This is a genomic window from Pseudomarimonas arenosa, assembly GCF_014841215.1.
Lineage (GTDB): Bacteria > Pseudomonadota > Gammaproteobacteria > Xanthomonadales > Xanthomonadaceae > Pseudomarimonas > Pseudomarimonas arenosa.
In genome coordinates this window covers 26,992-43,998 of the sequence record NZ_JACYTR010000026.1, presented here as the reverse complement: position 1 = coordinate 43,998, position 17,007 = coordinate 26,992, and the positions used below count along the sequence as shown (strand labels likewise).

Below are 17,007 nucleotides of genomic sequence, written 5' to 3'. Positions count from 1 at the left end.
GATCGGCGGCTTTGGCCGGGGTCGGCGTGAGGTATACGCCACCGCCACAACTCAGCGACATCACATCGGTTAGCATGCAGTTCGCAGCAGAATGGCCCGGCAGCCGGCGCCGAGGAGCGGAATGGCACGCGCGCTGTCCCTGACCAAGCTGAGCCTGATCATCGCGGTGGCCTACGTGGTTTCGGGCCGGCTCGGACTGCTGCTGGCGATTCCGCCGGGCTATGCCACCGCCATTTTCCCGCCTGCGGGTGTGGCCTTGGGTGCCCTGCTATTGTTCGGCCGACCGGCCATCATCGGCGTCTGGCTCGGCTCCTTGGCCCTGAACATATGGATTGGCGGTGGCTTCAGCGCTTTCTCGGTGCTGATCGCCGCGCTGATTGCCAGCGGCTCTTCACTGCAGGCACTGGCCGGCCATTGGCTGATCGCGCGCTTTATCGGATTGCCGATCACCTTTGAAGAGGGACGCAGTCATGGGCGATTCGCGATCCTCGCCGCCTGCCTGGCGCCCCTGATCGGTGCCAGCGTGGGCACCGGCACCTTGCTAGCGGCCGGATTGCTCCCCGGCTGGGATGCCCTGCCCTTTGCCTGGCTGACCTGGTGGGTCGGCGATGGCATCGGCGTACTGCTGGTGACGCCGGTCATGCTGATGCTGTGGGCACAGCCGGCCAGCTATTGGCGGCCATTGGCGCGCAAGGTAGTGCCGATGCTGCTGCTCACTCTGGCCGTGGTGGTCTGGGCTTTCTACGCCGCCAGCCACTGGGAGCAAGCTAATCTGCGCGAGTCGTTTGCCCGCATCAGCGAGCGTCTCGGTAATCAGATCGAATCCAGCGTCCAGCACACCATCACCGAACTGGAATCGCTTGAGCGCTTCTTTGCCGCCAGCCAACGGGTCGACCACCAGGAATTCAGCACCTTCGTTAACACCATGTTGCGCCATCGGCCGGCGATCAATGCGATCGAATGGGCGCCCCTGGTGTTGCCGGAGCAACTGTCTGCACACCAGTCCGCAATGCGGCAGATCCACCCTGGCTATCGGGTCTGGCAACGCGAGGAGCAGGGCCAGGCCGACGCGGCCAACGCACCGCCCTTTCATGCCCCGATCGCCTTCTTGGAACCATTCGAGCGCCACGCAGCGATACTAGGCTTTGATCTTGCCTCCAGCCCGCAGCGACTGGAAGCGCTGCAGCGCGCCCGTGCCAGCGGCGATGTTGCGGTTTCCCGTCCCTTGCGCCTGCTGCAAGACAGCGGTGACGCGCTGGGTGTGCTGAGCATGCGCTATGTCAGCAGTACCGATCACGCCGAAGCCGGTTTCGTCATAGCCGCAGTGCAGATCGAACAGACGCTGAAGTTCGCGCTAGAAGATCAGCCAACCGCGGAAGTGCGTATCCGCATGACCGATCGCAGCGATGAGCAGGCACCAATTCTGCTGTTTGACAGCGCCAGCGCCTCGCTGTCGGCGTCGAGTGCCGTTGCACGCAACGGACTCAGCACGCAACGCCTGCTGGAACTGGGTGGCCGACGATGGCTGCTGGAGTTTCACGCCCTGCCCGGGTTCGTTGAAAGTCGACATCCCTGGCAGGCCTGGCTGGTGCTGGTGGCCGGCCTGCTGTTTGCTGCCTTGCTGGCTTCAACCATGACCTTGGCGGCGAGCCGGGAAAGCGCCATTGCCCGGGTGGTCACCCAACGCACCCGCGAATTGCAGCGTAGCGAAAGTCTGCAGCGGGCAATCGTGGACTCCTCACCCGAGGGTCTGCTGCTGCTGGACGCTGCCGGTCGCATCCTGTCGATCAATGCCTATGGCCGGGTGATGCTCGGCTACGACGATCAGGCCCTGCTGGGCAAGCCGCTGTCGCCCCTGCTCTCCGAGGCCGAACGACTCAACGAGTGGTTAGCGGGACATAGCGATGAGCGGGTGCGATTCGAAACCAGCGTGGCCGATGCCGCCAACGCCCTGGTGCCGGTTGAACTCACCGCCACCCGGGTAGAAGTCAGTGAAGAACGGCGCTATAGCGTGCAACTGCATGATATGCGGCAGCGCTATGAGCTCGACCAGCTGAAACGCGAATTCGTCTCGACGGTAAGCCATGAACTGCGCACCCCGCTGACCGCCCTGCGCGGCGCCGTGCGCCTGTTGCAGCAACACGCCGGGCTACAACTGCCACCAGCCGCGTCGCAATTGCTCGAGGTCGCCGATCGCAATGGCGAGCGACTGGCGCATCTGATCAATGACCTGCTCGACTTCGAAAAGCTCAGCATCGGCACCCTGCAGCTGCAACTGAGCCGGGTGCAACTCGAACCCTTTCTGCGCCAGCACCTGGCCGATCTTGAGCCGTATGCCAAGCGCAGCTCAATCAGTCTCCATCTGGAATGCGAGCACCATCTGCCCGACATCTTCTGCGCCCCCGACCGACTGGCCCAGGTGTTGTCAAACCTGGTCTCGAATGCAGTCAAATTCTCCCCTGCCGGCAGCGAGGTGTGGCTGAAAGCCGGCCAACTGCGCAACAGGGTGCGCCTGGAAGTGATCGACCAAGGGCCCGGCATACCGGCTGAACTTCAGCCACGCATCTTCGAGAAATTCTGGCAGGCCGACGGCTCCACCCAGCGCCGCCACCCCGGCACCGGACTCGGCCTGGCCATCACCAAACTGCTGGTGGAGAAGATGGGCGGCCAGATCGGATTCAAGTCAAGTAGCAGGGGCAGCGTCTTTTGGGTGGAGTTCAACAAGTTCGAATCGGGCTGACTGCTGCAAACGCCGTTTTGGCCGATCGTCGCCAGGCTCACATCCGTGCCGACAGCGAGCCGGTGCTACTCGGCTATAACGGCGCTATGCTGTTGCTGTCGAAAATGTGGAACCTCGGCCTTGAGACCGCAACGTTTCGAATTCGTCAACCTCAAAGCCCACGGTCGCTGGCTTTGGATGTTCTTACTCGTGCTGCTCGTGCCGTCGCTGGTAGCCCTGGGTGTCGGCGAACATGAGCGACAGCAAACGCTGCGCGAAATGGAAGAGCAGCTGGCGCGCCTGACCGAATTGCGAGTTCGGGCGCTGGAGCGGCAAATCGAACGGCGGCGACGCGATGTGCTCTTTCTCGCCGACACCCCGCCGGTGCCGGGCATCGGTCGGGCCCTGCTCCAACAGGGTTTTGATGCCGAGGAGAACAGCACAACCGAACTGTGGCAATCACGCCTGGAGACCATCTTTCAGGCCTTTGCCTGGGCGAACCCCGACGTTTTGCAGTTGCGCCTGATCGGTCGAGCCGGCCGTGGTCGCGAGTTGGTGCGGGTCAATCGGCACGGTGACTCGGTGGAAACGGTTGCCGAGTCTGCGTTGCAATCGAAGGGCGACCGCGACTATTTCTTGCAGACTAGCCAACTGCCCCGCGGCCAAGCGTATGTGTCGAAGATCGACCTCAACCGCGAGTACGGTGAAATCACCTTGCCACACACTCCGGTGTTACGCATTGGCACACCGGTACACGGCCCCGATGGTAACGCCTACGGAGCGGTGCTACTGAACCTCGATGCCACGGTGCTGCTCGACACCGTCGCCACCGATCCTGACTCACCATTTGCCCTGTACGTGATCAACGATAGTGGAGATTTCCTGGTTCACCCCGAATCCGGCAAAGCCTATGGTTTCGAGTTCGGCAAGCCGCAACGCTGGCAGGATGAGTTTATTGTTGCCGACGGCAATGCTTCGAGACTGGAGCGGGCGGAAGCAGGGGGCCGACTGGTTCGATTCTATCGACGCAGGCTGCAGCTAGATTCGTCGCGCCCCGATCATCACGCCACCCTCATCCTGATGGCCCCCGAGCGACTTGTGGAACACGAGGTAGCAGCAGCCCGCTGGGCTGCTGCAAGCGCGAGCGGTGGCGTCACCGTGCTGGCGGCCTTGTTGGCGGGCTGGTTTCAACGATTGCGCTCTCGAGAGCACCAGAAACAAGCACTGCTGGCCGCCCTAGTGAGCGCCGCGCAAGATCCCATTGTTGCCACCGATCTGAATGGCCGGATACGAAGTTGGAATCGCAGCGCACACACTCTGTTCGGTATCGATACGAGCTCGGCCTTCGGCCAGGATCTGGCGGCGCTGATCGCGCAGGGAGAAGCGCGCGATCATATCCGATCCGCGCAAGCGCGCATTCGCGCTGGGGTACCTGTGGTCACCCTGGTGACCGAGTGCCGTGGGGCCGGGCGGGCAACTGTCCCAGTTGCCTTCACCCTGGCTGCCATTCGCAACAGCCAAGGGCCAGCAACCGGTATAGCTACCACGCTGCGCGACATCAGCGCGCAGGTGCGGCACGAGGAAGAGATTCAAGAGTTGAATCGGTCGCTGGAACAGCAGGTGGAGGCACGTACGGCGAATCTCCGAAGAATGTCTGCCTTGCACGCCGCTATTGTCGCCAATGCCGGCAGCGCAATCATTGCGTCCGATTGCAGCGGGCGAATCAGCTTGTTCAATCCTGAGGCCGAACGCCTGCTTGGCTACGCGGCTCCGGACGTTGTTGGCAAGCGCCATATCAGCGAGTTTCAGGATCCGCATCAACTCGCCGAACGCGCAACTCAGCTCGGCCTGTCCGCGCCGGCCGGGCCGCCGCAAGCCATCGAGATCTTGCTGCGTGCCGAATCTGCCGACCACAACCGTGAATGGCGTCGTTGGCTGTGGATAGACTGTCGCGGCCACAAGGTACCGGTGCTACTCGTGTTCAGCGCCCTGTCGGACGACTCCGGACAGACTACTGGCTACATTGCCGTCGCCACCGACGTCAGCGCACTGGAGCGCAAACAACAGCAGCTGAGTGCCGCCCACAGTCGGTTTCAAACTGCGGTCGATGCAGCGCAACTGGGTGTCTGGACTTGGCGTCTCACGGACAACCACCTGGTATGGAACGACCGCATGTTCGAGATCTACGACTGGCCGCTGAGTTTGCGCAAGCAGGGGCTTAGCTACGAACATTGGCGGTCGCGGATACATCCAGACGACCTCGAAGACACCGAACGTAGACTGCAACAGGCGCTTGCTGGTGAATGCAGGTTCGACCCGGTATTTCGTATTTGCCTGCCAAACGGGCGGATTCGGCACATCCAGGCCGCTTCCATCGTTGAGCACGATGAGTACGGCCGGCCACAGGTCGTAACCGGCATCAACCGCGACATCAGCGATCAGCTGGCCTTGGAGCAGGGCCTGCGTGAAGCCAAGCAGGCGGCCGATGCCGCCAATCGATCGAAATCCGAGTTCCTGGCCAACATGAGCCACGAAATTCGTACGCCAATGAATGCCGTGCTCGGCATGCTGCACTTGCTCGGCAAAACCAAGCTTGACGATCGCCAGCGAGACTGCAGCGACAAGGCTAAGCAGGCTGCCCAGGCCTTGCTCGGCGTGCTCAACGATATTCTCGACGTATCGAAGGTGGAATCCGGCATGCTGGAGCTGGAGGAAACCGAATTCCGGATCGAGCAGGTACTTGAAAAGGTCATCGCCCTGGTAGCACACCGGGCACAAAGCAAGGATCTCGAGTTCGTCGTTCGCGATGAAACGGATGCAGATATTCAGCTAATCGGGGATCCGCTTCGGCTGACCCAGGTGTTGGTCAATCTGGCCGGCAATGCGGTGAAATTCACCGAGACCGGCGAGGTTTGCCTCGAACTGCAACAAGTGGAAGCCGATGATTCGAACGTTTGCATAGAGTTCCACTGTCGCGACACCGGAATCGGCATGACAGAAGAACAGCAGTCGCGACTGTTCCAGGCCTTCGCCCAGGCCGACAGCTCCATCACTCGGCGTTTCGGTGGCACCGGACTCGGACTGGTAATCAGCCGACAACTCGTCGAACTCATGGGCGGTCAGCTTGAGTTCGAGTCCGAACCCGGTCGCGGTACCGAGTTTCACTTTCGACTGTACTTCGGCCGCGCTGAGCCGATCCAGGCTGAAAGCTCGAAGCACGAGCCGACAGCTTGCAACGTGCTGATCGTGGAGGACAATCCTTCCGCACGCCAGGTGATGCAGGAACTAATCCAGCAGTTTGGCTGGGAGCCGCTGGCGGTCCCAAGCGCTGAACGGGCCCTTGATGAAATGCGAAAGCAGGAAGCGCCCCGATTCGATGTCGCGCTCATCGACTGGAAGCTGCCGGGCATGGACGGCCTGACCCTGGGTGCAAACATCCGTCAACTGTATTCGGAACGCAGCCCCCGGATGATTCTGTGCACTGCCTTCGGTGACCGCGTATTTCGCGACTCCAAAGCCAGGCAACTGTTCGACGGCTTTCTCAACAAACCAGTGACGGCCTCGGTGCTGTTCGACTCGATAGGTTCGGTTTTGGGGCGTGCCAGATTGGCCGAGCAAAGCACCACCGATGAGCGTCTTGGTGACCTTTGCGGAGTACGGCTGCTGCTGGTGGACGACAACGAGATCAATCGCCAGATTGCCCTCGAGATTCTGCAAGCGGTGGGTGCCGAAGTGGACTGGGCTGAAAATGGCCGGCAGGCGCTCAGTCACCTGAGTCAATTCGAGCTGCCTCATCTGGTGCTGATGGACGTGCAAATGCCGGTAATGGATGGCCTCGAGGCCACCCGCCGCATCCGAAAGCAATACGACCCGGCGCAACTCCCTGTATTGGCGATGACCGCGCACGCGCTGAAGGAAGAACTGCGTCGTTGCCTGGATGCCGGCATGCAGGGACGCGTGGTCAAGCCAGTCGACCCGGCCCTGCTAATTAGCACGGTGTTGCGCTTTCGGAGAGTCGACACAGAGGGCCAAAGCCAAGCAACCGAGCCCCCTGCAGCCAGTGGAGTGCCAACGGCAGACGCGAGGGCACCGGCTTGTCTTCCGAATCTGCGTGGTGTCGACACCGAATCCGGCCTGCGTTATGCAGCCGGTCACACAGAGCTTTATTGTCGGATGCTGCAGCGCTTTGTCGACAAGTACGCAGATGCAGCCAGCGAACTGCAAACCATGTTGGCAGAGCAACGCCCGAGCGAAGCCGAACATCTAGCCCATTCCATGCGAGGCATGGCCGCCACTCTGGGCGCTGAACTGATCGCCGAACAAGCCGGGGAGATCGAAGCGGCGTTGGGTTCTGACGCCTCGTTGCCCGACCTCGCTCCACTGCGGCGCGCCCTGCACGCCTTGGTGGAAGATATGGCGGGCTTCGATCCGAGCAAGGAAGCGACATCGAATCTGTGATCGAACGACGCTTTTCAGTGCACCCGGCGATCATCCGCGTCATCGGTCGGCGCAGCCCACCCTACGCTTCTCCTATACGTGGGCCTGTGGCCCACCACCGTTCGGAGCGATCGTCCATCCCCCTCCAACCCCATGCTGTCGACGTGGCCGCAAACTCGCTAAAGGGGCCCGCAGGAATCGAAGTCGAGGTCAGGCTGCCGGTGATTCGATCAACTACCCCTTCAGTGCAGACACCGTATCGGCATAGCGCTGGGCGATCCGCAGCCGCTGCGGATGCAGCCCCTCGCGCACGCGCCATTCGCCGCCCACCATCACATGACGAATGGCCGATCGATTGCCGGAGAACAGCCAGCTATCGATCACCGCAGGCTTGTCGCGCGCCACCAGTGCCGGCGCTGTTTCGTCGAGCACAATCAGATCAGCGCGGGAACCTTGTGTGTAAGCGTCGACATCGGCCTCCTCGAACCAGCCAATCGATGCGCCACTGGCCTGCGCGCCGCCACCGATGGCGTAGGTCAGAAGCGCCTCGCCGGTGCTGCGATTGGTCGAAAAGGCGATATTGCGCCGCTGCGACACCAGCCGCTGGCCGTACTCCAGCCAACGCAGCTCTTCGGTCGGCGAGACCGAGACATGACTGTCCGAGCCGATGCCAAAACGCCCGCCCACCTTCATGAACTGCTCCAGCGGAAACAGGCCATCGCCCAGATTGCCCTCGGTACTCGGGCACAGCCCAGCCACCACGCCCTGCCGCGCCATGCCGGCAATCTCGTCGGCATCGACGTGGGTGGCATGGATCAGGCTCCAGCGTTCGTCCAGCGGCATGTTGTTGAGCAGCCATTGCACCGGGCGGGCGCCGCGAACGGCTACGCACTCCAGCACTTCGGCCTGCTGCTCGGCGACATGGATATGCACCGGCCGCGGCGCCAGACTGGCTTCCAGCACCGCGCGCATCGACGCTTCCGGCACCGCTCGCAGGCTGTGAAAGCACAGACCGGCATTGTGCCGCGGGCCGCAGGCCTGCTCCACCGTTTCCAACAGTCGTAGATACTGATCGACGTCACAGCGGAAGCGTTGCTGTCGCTCGCTGAGCGGGCGACCGTCGAAGCCACCGCTCATATACAGCACCGGCAACAAGGTGATGCCGATGCCGACCTCGTCGGCGGCGGCCAGCAAGGCCCGCGACATGGCGGCTGGATCAGCGTACGGCTTGCCGTTCGGCGCATGGTGCAGATAGTGGAATTCGCAGACGTGGGTGTAGCCGGCTTCGAGCATCTCCAGGTAGAGCTGAGCGGCGATGGCCTGCAGTGACTCTGGCTCAACTACCTGAGCAAAGGCGTACATCACTTCACGCCAGGTCCAGAAGCTGTCCTGCTCATGCCCTCCAAGATGACCACGGCGCTCGGCCAGCCCGGCCATCGCGCGCTGAAAGGCGTGCGAGTGCAGATTCGGCACCCCGGGCACCACCCAGCGCCCCAGGTAGTCGCGATCACCACGTTCACTTCGCGGCACCAGGGCGACAAAGTGCCCGCTGGCATCGATGTCGATGGCGACATCGAGATGCCAGCCGTCCACCATCCACACGTGATCGGCGAAGTAACGCTTGATTCCGTCCATTGCGATTCCAACCTCCTGCTCTGCGGCGGATTACACTCGCAGCCTGCCCCATTGTCCACCGATCGCGATCGCCCGAACATGCCATCCGCCCTCGACGGCCTCAAAGTGCTCGATCTTTCCCGCATCCTGGCCGGGCCCTGGTGCAGTCAGACCCTGGCCGACTTCGGCGCGCAGGTAATCAAGGTCGAGCCGCCGGAAGGCGATGAGACGCGTCGCTGGGGACCGCCGTTTCGCGGCGAACTGTCAGCCTATTTCACCTGCGCCAACCGCAACAAGCAGGCCATCGCCATTGATCTGAAAGACCCGGCCCAGGCACCGCTGATCGAGCAATTGCTGAACTGGGCCGATGTACTGATCGAAAACTTTCGCGGCGGCCAGGAGCGTGTCCTGGGTTTTGACTATGCCAGCCTGAGTGAGCGCTACCCGACGCTGATCGTCTGTTCAATTTCCGGCTATGGCCGCCACACTGAGCAGTCGACACGACCCGGCTTTGATTTCGTGGTGCAGGCAGAAGCCGGCCTGATGTCGATCACCGGCGCTGTCGACGGCGAGCCGATGAAAGTCGGTGTCGCTGTGGCCGATCTGTTCTGCGCACAGAACGCCACCATCGGCATTCTGGCCGCATTGCGCCAGCGCGAACTGAGCGGCCGCGGTCAGCACGTTGACGTCTCTCTGTTCGGCAGTCAGTTGCAGATGCTGGCCAATGTCGCATCGAACTCACTGTTCAGTGGCCAGGCAGCGCCTCGTTATGGCAATGCCCACCCCAATATCGTGCCCTACCAGACCTTTCGCGCCAGCGATGACTGGTTCGCCCTGGCGGTAGCCAGCGACAAACTGTGGCGGGAATTCTGTGTGGTGATCGAGCGCCCGCAGTTGGGCACGGATGCGCGCTTCAAGAGCAATCCCGACCGGGTACGACATCGCGATGAGTTGATTGCGCAACTGAGCGAGTTGTTTGCACAGAAGCCAAGAGGCCACTGGCTCAACCTGCTGCAGCAGTGCAACATACCGGCCGCGCCGGTGCTGAACGTCGAGCAGGCCCTGGAGCACCCACTGACCGCGGAACTGGGCATGAAGATCGAGCTCGACGGCATCCCAATGCTGGCCAACCCGATCAAGCTGAGTGCCAGCCCAGCCCAATACCGCACCCCACCGCCCGTGCTCGACGCGGGTCGCGCCGCGGTCGAGCGCCTGTTGCGCGGCCACAAAGGCACCAGCGACGCGTAGCAGCCATCAGAACCCCTGCAACGTACCGTTGCTATTTGGTAACCGAGCCAGTTGCTGATCTGAGCGGTGCAAGGGAAAACTGACCGAGACCGACAGACCGCCGAGATCGACTGAACGCTCCAGCTGCAGCGTGGCGCCGTGCAGGCTGACCACCTGCGACACGATCGAGAGCCCAAGACCGCTGCCCTCGACCCCGGTGCCCAGTTCGCGATGAAAGCGCTGCAGCACCCGCTGATGAGCGTGCTGCTCCAGGCCCGGCCCGCCGTCCTCCACCGTCAGCACCAGGCGCGAGTCGCGCTGTGCCAGACTGACCCGCACATCGCTGCCCGGTGGCGAGAAACGCAGTGCATTGTCGACCAGATTGCGTAGCAGGATCTCAATCGATGCCGACCAGCCACTGACGCGGGGCAAGCCATCCTCCTCCCGTAACTCCATGTTATGGGCGCAGCCTGACTTGGTCGCCGCCAGTTCTGCCATTACCTCGCGTGCCAGGCCCGCCATATCGATTGACTCGACCCCCTCGCGGATGTGCTCGGGCTCCAGGCGGGCCAGCTCGAGCAACTGCTCAACCATTCTGCGCATGCGATGGACACTTTGCTGCAGGCGCTCGACCGACTCGTCACGCGCCGAGGTCGAGTCGGCATTGCGCATATTGTCCAGGTGCACTTGCAGCGCTGCCAGCGGCGTGCGTAGCTCGTGCGCCGCATCCGCGGTGAAGCGACGTTCGCGCTCGAGCGCGCCACGCAAACCGCCGAGCAGGCGATTGATCGAGCTGACCAGGGGCGCGATCTCGCTCGGCACCTTGCCGATTTCAAGCGGCTGCAGACGATCCGCAGCACGCACTTCCACCTCGGCAACGACCCGCCGCAGTGAACGTTCACCGACGCCGATGAGCCAACCAATGAACAGGCCCAACAGGGGAATCTGCAGTAGCAGCGGCAACAGCAAGCCCGCGGCAATTTCTTCGGCGATTTCTCGACGCGCGTCATCGCGCTCACCGGTCACATACCAGCGACCGCTGGCAGCCTGCAGCGCAAAGCTGCGCCACTGCCCATCGTCGAGCTGCACCGAGTGAAAGCCCGGCGTCACCGGCCCCAGTGGTTGCTCCGGCGCGCTGTGCGAGCGCAGTAACAGCTGTCGCTGCGCCGACCAGACCTGGAACGCCAGCTTGGTTTCGTAGGCATGACCTTCCGTTGTAGCGAGATCTCCGCCGCGCCCTTCGGCATGCCCTGACCAGACGTCGACCACGATCGGCTGTGTGGGCGGGTCGCCCTCAGCCAAACGTTGATCGATCAGACTGAGCAGCACCCGGGCCGAATGTGCCAGCTTGGCATCGAACAGCTCGCCGGCCTCGATCTGACCCGATCGATAGGCCGCATAGCCGCTGATCAAGCCACTGAGCAACAAGGCGCAAAGAATCCCGATCAGCAACCAGCGCGATAGCGAATTCATGCCGCTCCTGGCTGCTCGATCAGCATATAGCCGACGCCACGCACGGTGCGGATCCAGTCATTCGGCAGCTTCTTCCGCAAGTGATGAACATGCACTTCCAGTGCATTGCTGCCGACATCATCGTCCCAGCCGTACAAGTGCTGCTGCAATGCATCCTTGCTGACCACCCTGCCAGCCCCTTCGACCAGAAGTCGCAGCAGGGCAAACTCGCGCCGCGGCAGCTCCAGACGCTGCCCGTCGATGCGCGCCTCGAACTTGGCCGGATCAAGAACCAGCGAACCACAGCTCAAGGTTTCGCTGCGGCGGCCGGCGCGACGGCGAATCAAGGCACGCAGGCGCGCCTGCAACTCACTCAAGTCGAACGGCTTGCCAAGAAAGTCATCGGCGCCAGCATCGAGGGCGGCGACCCGCTCACTGACCCGGTCACGTGCCGTCAGCACCAGGATCGGCAGGTCAGATGCCTGCGCCCGCAGTCGCTGGATCACCTGCATGCCATCCAGCCGCGGCAGGCCCAGGTCAAGCACCATGGCTTCGGCATGACCGTGCTCGGCTGCCAGCACGGCCGCATTGCCATCGGTCAGCAGATCGACGGTATAGCCTGCCGAGCGCAGGGCGGTCTGCAGCCCGGCCCCCAGGGAGGCATCATCCTCAACCAGCAATACCCGCACGGATCACCTCGATCAACGGCAGTTCCTCGCTCATGATGCCTCAAGCGACGCCGGATCGTTGCCCAGGACCCAGCGCAATACTCCAGGCTCAGCTCAGCTTGCGCTTGACCTTGGCCAGCAGCACCTCGGCTTCTTCGCGTCGCCCCTGATCGGCCAGATCGCGGCCGGGACGCGATGGCGCGCTCAGCACCTTCTGCAATGCCGCGGCAGCGCCCTGATAGTCGCCTTGGTCGAACAGGAAATCGGCGTAGAAGAAGTTCGCGTCGATACCATTTGGATTGATCGCCAAGCCCTTCAACAGCAGCTCCTTGGCCTTGTCGTCATCGCCAAAGCCAATCGGCCAACCAGGCACCTGGTAGTACAAGCTGCCGAGACTGGTGTAGGCCGAGCCTTCCAGCACGGCGGCATCGGCGGCGATGGCCTGCTCGAATACCGTGCGCGCCTGCTTGCACAGGGACAGCGCGCCCAGCCCTCCACGAGCCCCAGCTTGGGTTGATAGGATGATGCCCTGCCACACGGCGAGCCGCAGGTCATCTGGATACTGAGCACGTAGTTTGTCCACATCGGCGAGCAGCGCCTGATAGGCGTCATCCTGCTGTTTTTGCGCCACTTGATACTTGATCTCGGCCCAACGGGTCTGAATCAGGCCCAAGGCCTGATCGGCCGGACTCAGCCCTTGCTGCGGCATGGCGGCCGCGCTGAGTGCTTCGTTAACAGACGCCGACTCTACAGTGTCGGCCAGCGCGGCGACTGGCACCGCAAGAGACAGACAAAGACCAATGGACAGGGCAAGTTGCAGTTTCATCACAGGACTCCTTCGGTAACAGACGCAGCAGGTTGCGCATGGCGTCGTATGGCGGACAACTGGCCGCGCAGCGCGCGGTCGACCAATTCGGGGAACACGCCATTGAGACGGGCGAACAGCTTTTCCGGCCAGCCAATTTGCTGGCGTCGACGGCCGGCCTCAATCGCATCGAGAATGGCCAAGGCGACTTTTTCCGGAGCGTCGACCGCCACCTTGAGCTCCTGATTCAAGGCACGGGTCCGAGCGTCATTCATTTCCGTGTCGGTGGCGCGCGGCGCCAGCCATTGAAAGCAGAGGCTGCTGTCGGCGTATTCCCGCGCCAGGCTCTCCATCGCGCCGCGCAAGGCAAACTTGCTGGCCGAGTAGCTGGCAAAGCCGGGATAGCCAATGCTGCCGAAGGTCGAGCCGATCGCCACTACCGCGGCCGATTCACGTCGCAGCAACATCGGTAGCAGGGCACGCGTCAGCGCCAGTGGCGCGATCGCATTGATCTGCATGATTTCCTGAACATCGCGTTCGGTCTGGTCAGCGAACAGGGCAAGCTGATTGCGGGCGGCTGCGTGCAGCAGAACCATCGATGACCCATTGAATCGAGTGGTGGCATCGACCAGGCTCGAGCGGCCTTCGCTGCTGCCGATGTCCGCCCGCAGCGTCTGCAGCCGGCCGGGCATCGACCGGGCACGGGCAACGATGGCGTCCAGGCGGTCGCGGTTGCGGCCGCAGGCCAGCACGTGCGCCCCGCGTGCTGCGCAGGCCAGTGCCAGAGCACTGCCGATACCGCCACTGGCGCCGGTGATCAGCACATCGCAGGAAGCTTGAATGCGCATCAGGCCGCCTCCGCCATCTGGGCGCTGCGAGCCTGCAGAGCTCGAAACATATCGCCGTACAGGCGATAGAAGCGATTCGCCGCATGAATCACCGCGCCTTGATCCTCAGCGTCATCCAGCCGATCCATCAGCCCGGCGAAGAATTCGGTGTGCTCTGCATCCAGCTCACCGTGTGATCGCAAGTAGCTGAACGCATTTCGAGGCAGGGAGAGAGTGTGCTCGATGGCCTGGGCCGCTTGTGTTGCCAAGGCCACCGAACTGCCCTCCAGCACCAGGACCATGCCGAAGAATCCGACCGGGTTGCCGCGGGCGATGGTGTCGTAGGCGTAGGCCACCATCAGCTCGGTCTCAAACCAGGGTTCGCTCTGCGCACACCGTGCGCGGTCCTGCCCCAATGCCACCAGGTCATCGAGTATCCACTCCTGGTGCCCCACCTCTTCTTCGATGTAGTGCACCAAGGCGCTGCGTAGCCATTCCAGGCGCGCCGGCAAGCGCGCACCGCAGGCCATCAGCAGCGGCGTAGTGTGACGAACGTGGTGGTAGGCCTGACCGAGGAAAGCGGTGTAGTCATCTCGATCGATGCTGCCCTGCAGCGCCCGACCGATGATCGGAATGCGCAGCATGCGCTGACGCGCAGCTTCAGTCTCGTGCAACAGCTGTTGATGAAAGCCCATGTTCAATCCCTTGTTGATGGTGGATCGGATCACACCGCCAGACCCATTTCCCGTCCAGCGGAACGATATGGGTTGGGTGATGCGGCGTAGAGCAGCTCGATGGCGTCCTGATGGCGGGCCAGAATGGCCTCGCGACGCAGCCTGCCGTTCGCGGTCGCCAACCCATTGGCTATGGCAAAGGGTTGCTCGGCACGCAGCCAGCGACTGATGCGCGCGTAGTCGGGCAGGCTGGCATTGACCTGATCGAGCGCAGCCTGTAGCTCAGCATCGCTCCGATCAGAACCTCTGGGCACCAGCACGGCGACATTGAACGGTCGCGCTTCGCCATGCACGAAGGCCTGCGCAATCGACGGCTGCGCCGTGAGCGCCGCCTCCGGCCACTCCGGATTGACGTTGCGACCGTAGGCGGTGATGAACTGATGCTTGCGCCGTCCGGCGATATACAAATAACCATCATCATCGAAGCGGACCAGGTCGCCGGTCGACAGCCACTCCGAATCCAACGCATCGTCATCGCCAGACGTCGATCCGACATAGCCCAGCATGCGCGCCCCGGCGACCTGCAGCTCGCCGTTCGGGTCAATGCGCAGCCGCAGATGCGGCAAGGGCAGGCCGACGCTGCCGGGCCTGTTCGAACCGGGTCGATTGAGCGCTACCACCGACCCGCATTCACTCAGGCCGTAGCCTTCGAACACCGGCAAACCCAGCGTCTCGGCGCGCTGATGCAGATCGGCTGCCACCTGCGCACCGCCGACGGCGACAAAACGCAGCGGCTGGGCCAGTTCGAAACCAGCCTCGAGTTCGCAGATCAGACCCTCCAGCAATTGTGGCACCAGGATCAGACTGTGCCCCCTGGCGACGGCGATGGTGTGTAGGAAGCGCTTCGCATCAAGACCGCTGGCACCGCTGTAGCCCAACTGCGACAGTGACGGCAGATGCACCGACGCCCCCGCCAGCAGAGCTGCCATCACACCGACCTGCTCGAGCAAGGTGGCCAGCGGCAACACCGATACATGTCGTTCCACCCGAGCTGCGGCACTGGCCTCGCCCAACGACAGCGCCACCCGCAGCAGCAGCTCATCCTCCAGGCAAACGCCCTTGGGCTGGGCCGTGGTGCCCGAAGTGAAAGTGACGAGTCGCGCACCTGAAGGCAGCGGGGTCGACCTGGGTTCGCGCAACCACAAACCGGTGGCGGCAAGCGGCCAGTCGCTCAGCGGCCGCCACGCCGCGCCAGCTGGCGCAACCCCCGCCGGTAGCAACAGGGCATCAACCCCGACCAAGTCGAGCGCGTGCCCGACCTGCTCGGGGCTGAAATAGGTCGGCAAGGGCACATGCAAACAACCCAGCGACTGCAAGGCAAACTCGAAGTTCAGCCAGGCCAGGCCATTGTCCAGTCGGCTGGCTGCGCGTCTCACTCCGAGGCCAAGCAAGCGGTCGGCGATTCGCTCGATAGCGGCGAGCAGATCTGCACCGCGGATGGATGCATGGGAGTCGGAGAGTCGACATGCAGGCTGGCTCAGCGCCGACGCCAGGGCTTTCCAGAGCGCGCTCATCGAGACTCCACACAAAGTCTGGACTGCAGTAAGGGATTGTTCGAGCGAATCGTCGACGCGGCCTTCGCGCAGGCGTCAAGCGCGCTGGGCGCCGTAGCCCAGCTTGGGGCGCGCGTCAGATCGCCGACCATGACCTGGGGCTGCTCGTCGTAGTAACGCCCCCACTGCCCGGCCGCGGCACCCAGACGCTGCGCATCGGCCGCGCCCAGACTGATCGGCTGCAGACCAAGCCGGGCAAAGGCATTGCGCAGCTGGCGAGTCGCCACGAACATCACAAAGCGACTGCCTGCCTCGTTCAACAACGGTATCAAGGACAGGATCAGACGCCGACCGGTACCGGCATCATTGGCAGCAAAGTTGCCCATCTCGACGATCTGCCTTCGTGAGACCGGCGCTCTCACCTGCTCAGCGATAACCGACTCAGCGGCACCACCGAGATAGGTCTCGCAGAACAGCGTTTCGCGAGCCGCGCAACGTAAGCCGACCACGGCAGCCAATTGCTCGTGCTGGTAGAAGCACAGCAAGTGCGGCATGAACTCGGTGATCCGCGCAGAAAATCGCGCCTGATAAACCTCCGCCACAAAGGCTTCCGCCTTGCCGCGCTCGGGATGCTGCGCATCGAGCAAACGGGCGTGGGAAAATCTGCTACCGATGGCAGGTTCTATAGTTGGCATCCGCGCATCCTCGCTCCAGTGATCTCCTTGCATGGCGCACAGAATGCAGGCCGCAACTTAAGCCAGTTTTAGCGCGGTGTTAGTGCCGCATTAGTCGATGGTTAGGAATTCAGAAAGGCCGCCGGTTCAATGGAGCAGCGCTGCTCGCGCGCTGCGACCCAGTCACTGTGAAGCGCCCGCGCATACGGGCATGCCCGCCGCGAGCCTGTCGAACGGTACCCGACGCGCGGAAATTGAAGTTGAACAGGATGTTCGAACTTCAAGTTGCCGAATCAATAGACCACTGCTCACGCCACCCTCACATGATTGCCACGGGCAGCGCCTACGGCTGCGGGG

Annotated in this window: 11 protein-coding genes; 3 read left to right on the top strand and 8 right to left on the bottom strand. The window is 62.8% G+C overall.

Annotated features, from left to right (window positions below; genetic code table 11):
• The first annotated feature begins 121 nt into the window (after positions 1 to 121).
• The gene (locus IFO71_RS12780) at positions 122 to 2,740 is read left to right on the top strand and encodes a CHASE domain-containing protein (protein ID WP_192030031.1); all 2,619 of its coding nucleotides are present in this window, start codon (positions 122 to 124) and stop codon (positions 2,738 to 2,740) included.
• A 120-nt stretch (positions 2,741 to 2,860) separates the two neighbouring features.
• Entirely contained in the window at positions 2,861 to 7,177 is a 4,317-nt protein-coding gene (locus IFO71_RS12775; protein WP_192030030.1) for a response regulator, read from the top strand.
• Positions 7,178 to 7,390: 213 nt separating this feature from the next.
• Here the strand turns inward: IFO71_RS12775 and IFO71_RS12770 are convergent, their stop codons facing one another.
• Complete coding sequence (locus IFO71_RS12770) at positions 7,391 to 8,791, bottom strand: formimidoylglutamate deiminase (protein WP_192030029.1); 1,401 nt, start codon at positions 8,789 to 8,791, stop codon at positions 7,391 to 7,393.
• A 78-nt stretch (positions 8,792 to 8,869) separates the two neighbouring features.
• Here IFO71_RS12770 and IFO71_RS12765 point away from each other — a divergent pair, with 78 nt between their 5' ends.
• Positions 8,870 to 10,018 (top strand): CaiB/BaiF CoA transferase family protein, encoded by a 1,149-nt coding sequence (locus tag IFO71_RS12765; RefSeq protein WP_192030028.1) that lies wholly within the window; start codon positions 8,870 to 8,872, stop codon positions 10,016 to 10,018.
• Between the two features lie 6 nt (positions 10,019 to 10,024).
• Here the strand turns inward: IFO71_RS12765 and IFO71_RS12760 are convergent, their stop codons facing one another.
• From IFO71_RS12760 to IFO71_RS12730, 7 genes are all read right to left on the bottom strand, one after another.
• Complete coding sequence (locus IFO71_RS12760; protein ID WP_192030027.1) at positions 10,025 to 11,470, bottom strand: ATP-binding protein; 1,446 nt, start codon at positions 11,468 to 11,470, stop codon at positions 10,025 to 10,027.
• The gene (locus tag IFO71_RS12755; protein WP_192030026.1) at positions 11,467 to 12,138 is read right to left on the bottom strand and encodes a response regulator; all 672 of its coding nucleotides are present in this window, start codon (positions 12,136 to 12,138) and stop codon (positions 11,467 to 11,469) included. Before IFO71_RS12755 ends, IFO71_RS12760 begins: the two co-directional genes overlap by 4 nt.
• An 88-nt stretch (positions 12,139 to 12,226) precedes the next feature.
• Positions 12,227 to 12,943: a tetratricopeptide repeat protein gene (locus IFO71_RS12750; RefSeq protein ID WP_225444608.1), complete on the bottom strand. Its 717-nt coding sequence runs from the start codon at positions 12,941 to 12,943 to the stop codon at positions 12,227 to 12,229.
• Entirely contained in the window at positions 12,943 to 13,770 is an 828-nt protein-coding gene (locus IFO71_RS12745; RefSeq protein WP_192030025.1) for an SDR family oxidoreductase, read from the bottom strand. The genes IFO71_RS12750 and IFO71_RS12745 overlap by 1 nt, the downstream gene beginning before the upstream one ends.
• Entirely contained in the window at positions 13,770 to 14,444 is a 675-nt protein-coding gene (locus tag IFO71_RS12740; RefSeq protein WP_192030024.1) for an iron-containing redox enzyme family protein, read from the bottom strand. The genes IFO71_RS12745 and IFO71_RS12740 overlap by 1 nt, the downstream gene beginning before the upstream one ends.
• A gap of 29 nt (positions 14,445 to 14,473) precedes the next feature.
• Positions 14,474 to 15,997, bottom strand: coding sequence for an AMP-binding protein (locus tag IFO71_RS12735; RefSeq protein ID WP_192030023.1), 1,524 nt, complete (start codon positions 15,995 to 15,997; stop codon positions 14,474 to 14,476).
• Positions 15,994 to 16,671: a thermostable hemolysin gene (locus IFO71_RS12730; RefSeq protein ID WP_192030022.1), complete on the bottom strand. Its 678-nt coding sequence runs from the start codon at positions 16,669 to 16,671 to the stop codon at positions 15,994 to 15,996. The genes IFO71_RS12735 and IFO71_RS12730 overlap by 4 nt, the downstream gene beginning before the upstream one ends.
• Positions 16,672 to 17,007 lie beyond the last annotated feature (336 nt).

Bases quoted from the DNA above. Each gene is read 5' to 3' on its own strand.
- IFO71_RS12740 (WP_192030024.1), bottom strand. From the start codon at position 14,444: ATGGGCTTTCATCAACAGCTGTTGCACGAGACTGAAGCTGCGCGTCAG.
- IFO71_RS12780 (WP_192030031.1), top strand. From the start codon at position 122: ATGGCACGCGCGCTGTCCCTGACCAAGCTGAGCCTGATCATCGCGGTG.
- IFO71_RS12735 (WP_192030023.1), bottom strand. From the start codon at position 15,997: ATGAGCGCGCTCTGGAAAGCCCTGGCGTCGGCGCTGAGCCAGCCTGCA.
- IFO71_RS12770 (WP_192030029.1), bottom strand. From the start codon at position 8,791: ATGGACGGAATCAAGCGTTACTTCGCCGATCACGTGTGGATGGTGGAC.
- IFO71_RS12765 (WP_192030028.1), top strand. From the start codon at position 8,870: ATGCCATCCGCCCTCGACGGCCTCAAAGTGCTCGATCTTTCCCGCATC.
- IFO71_RS12750 (WP_225444608.1), bottom strand. From the start codon at position 12,943: ATGAAACTGCAACTTGCCCTGTCCATTGGTCTTTGTCTGTCTCTTGCG.
- IFO71_RS12760 (WP_192030027.1), bottom strand. From the start codon at position 11,470: ATGAATTCGCTATCGCGCTGGTTGCTGATCGGGATTCTTTGCGCCTTG.
- IFO71_RS12730 (WP_192030022.1), bottom strand. From the start codon at position 16,671: ATGCCAACTATAGAACCTGCCATCGGTAGCAGATTTTCCCACGCCCGT.
- IFO71_RS12745 (WP_192030025.1), bottom strand. From the start codon at position 13,770: ATGCGCATTCAAGCTTCCTGCGATGTGCTGATCACCGGCGCCAGTGGC.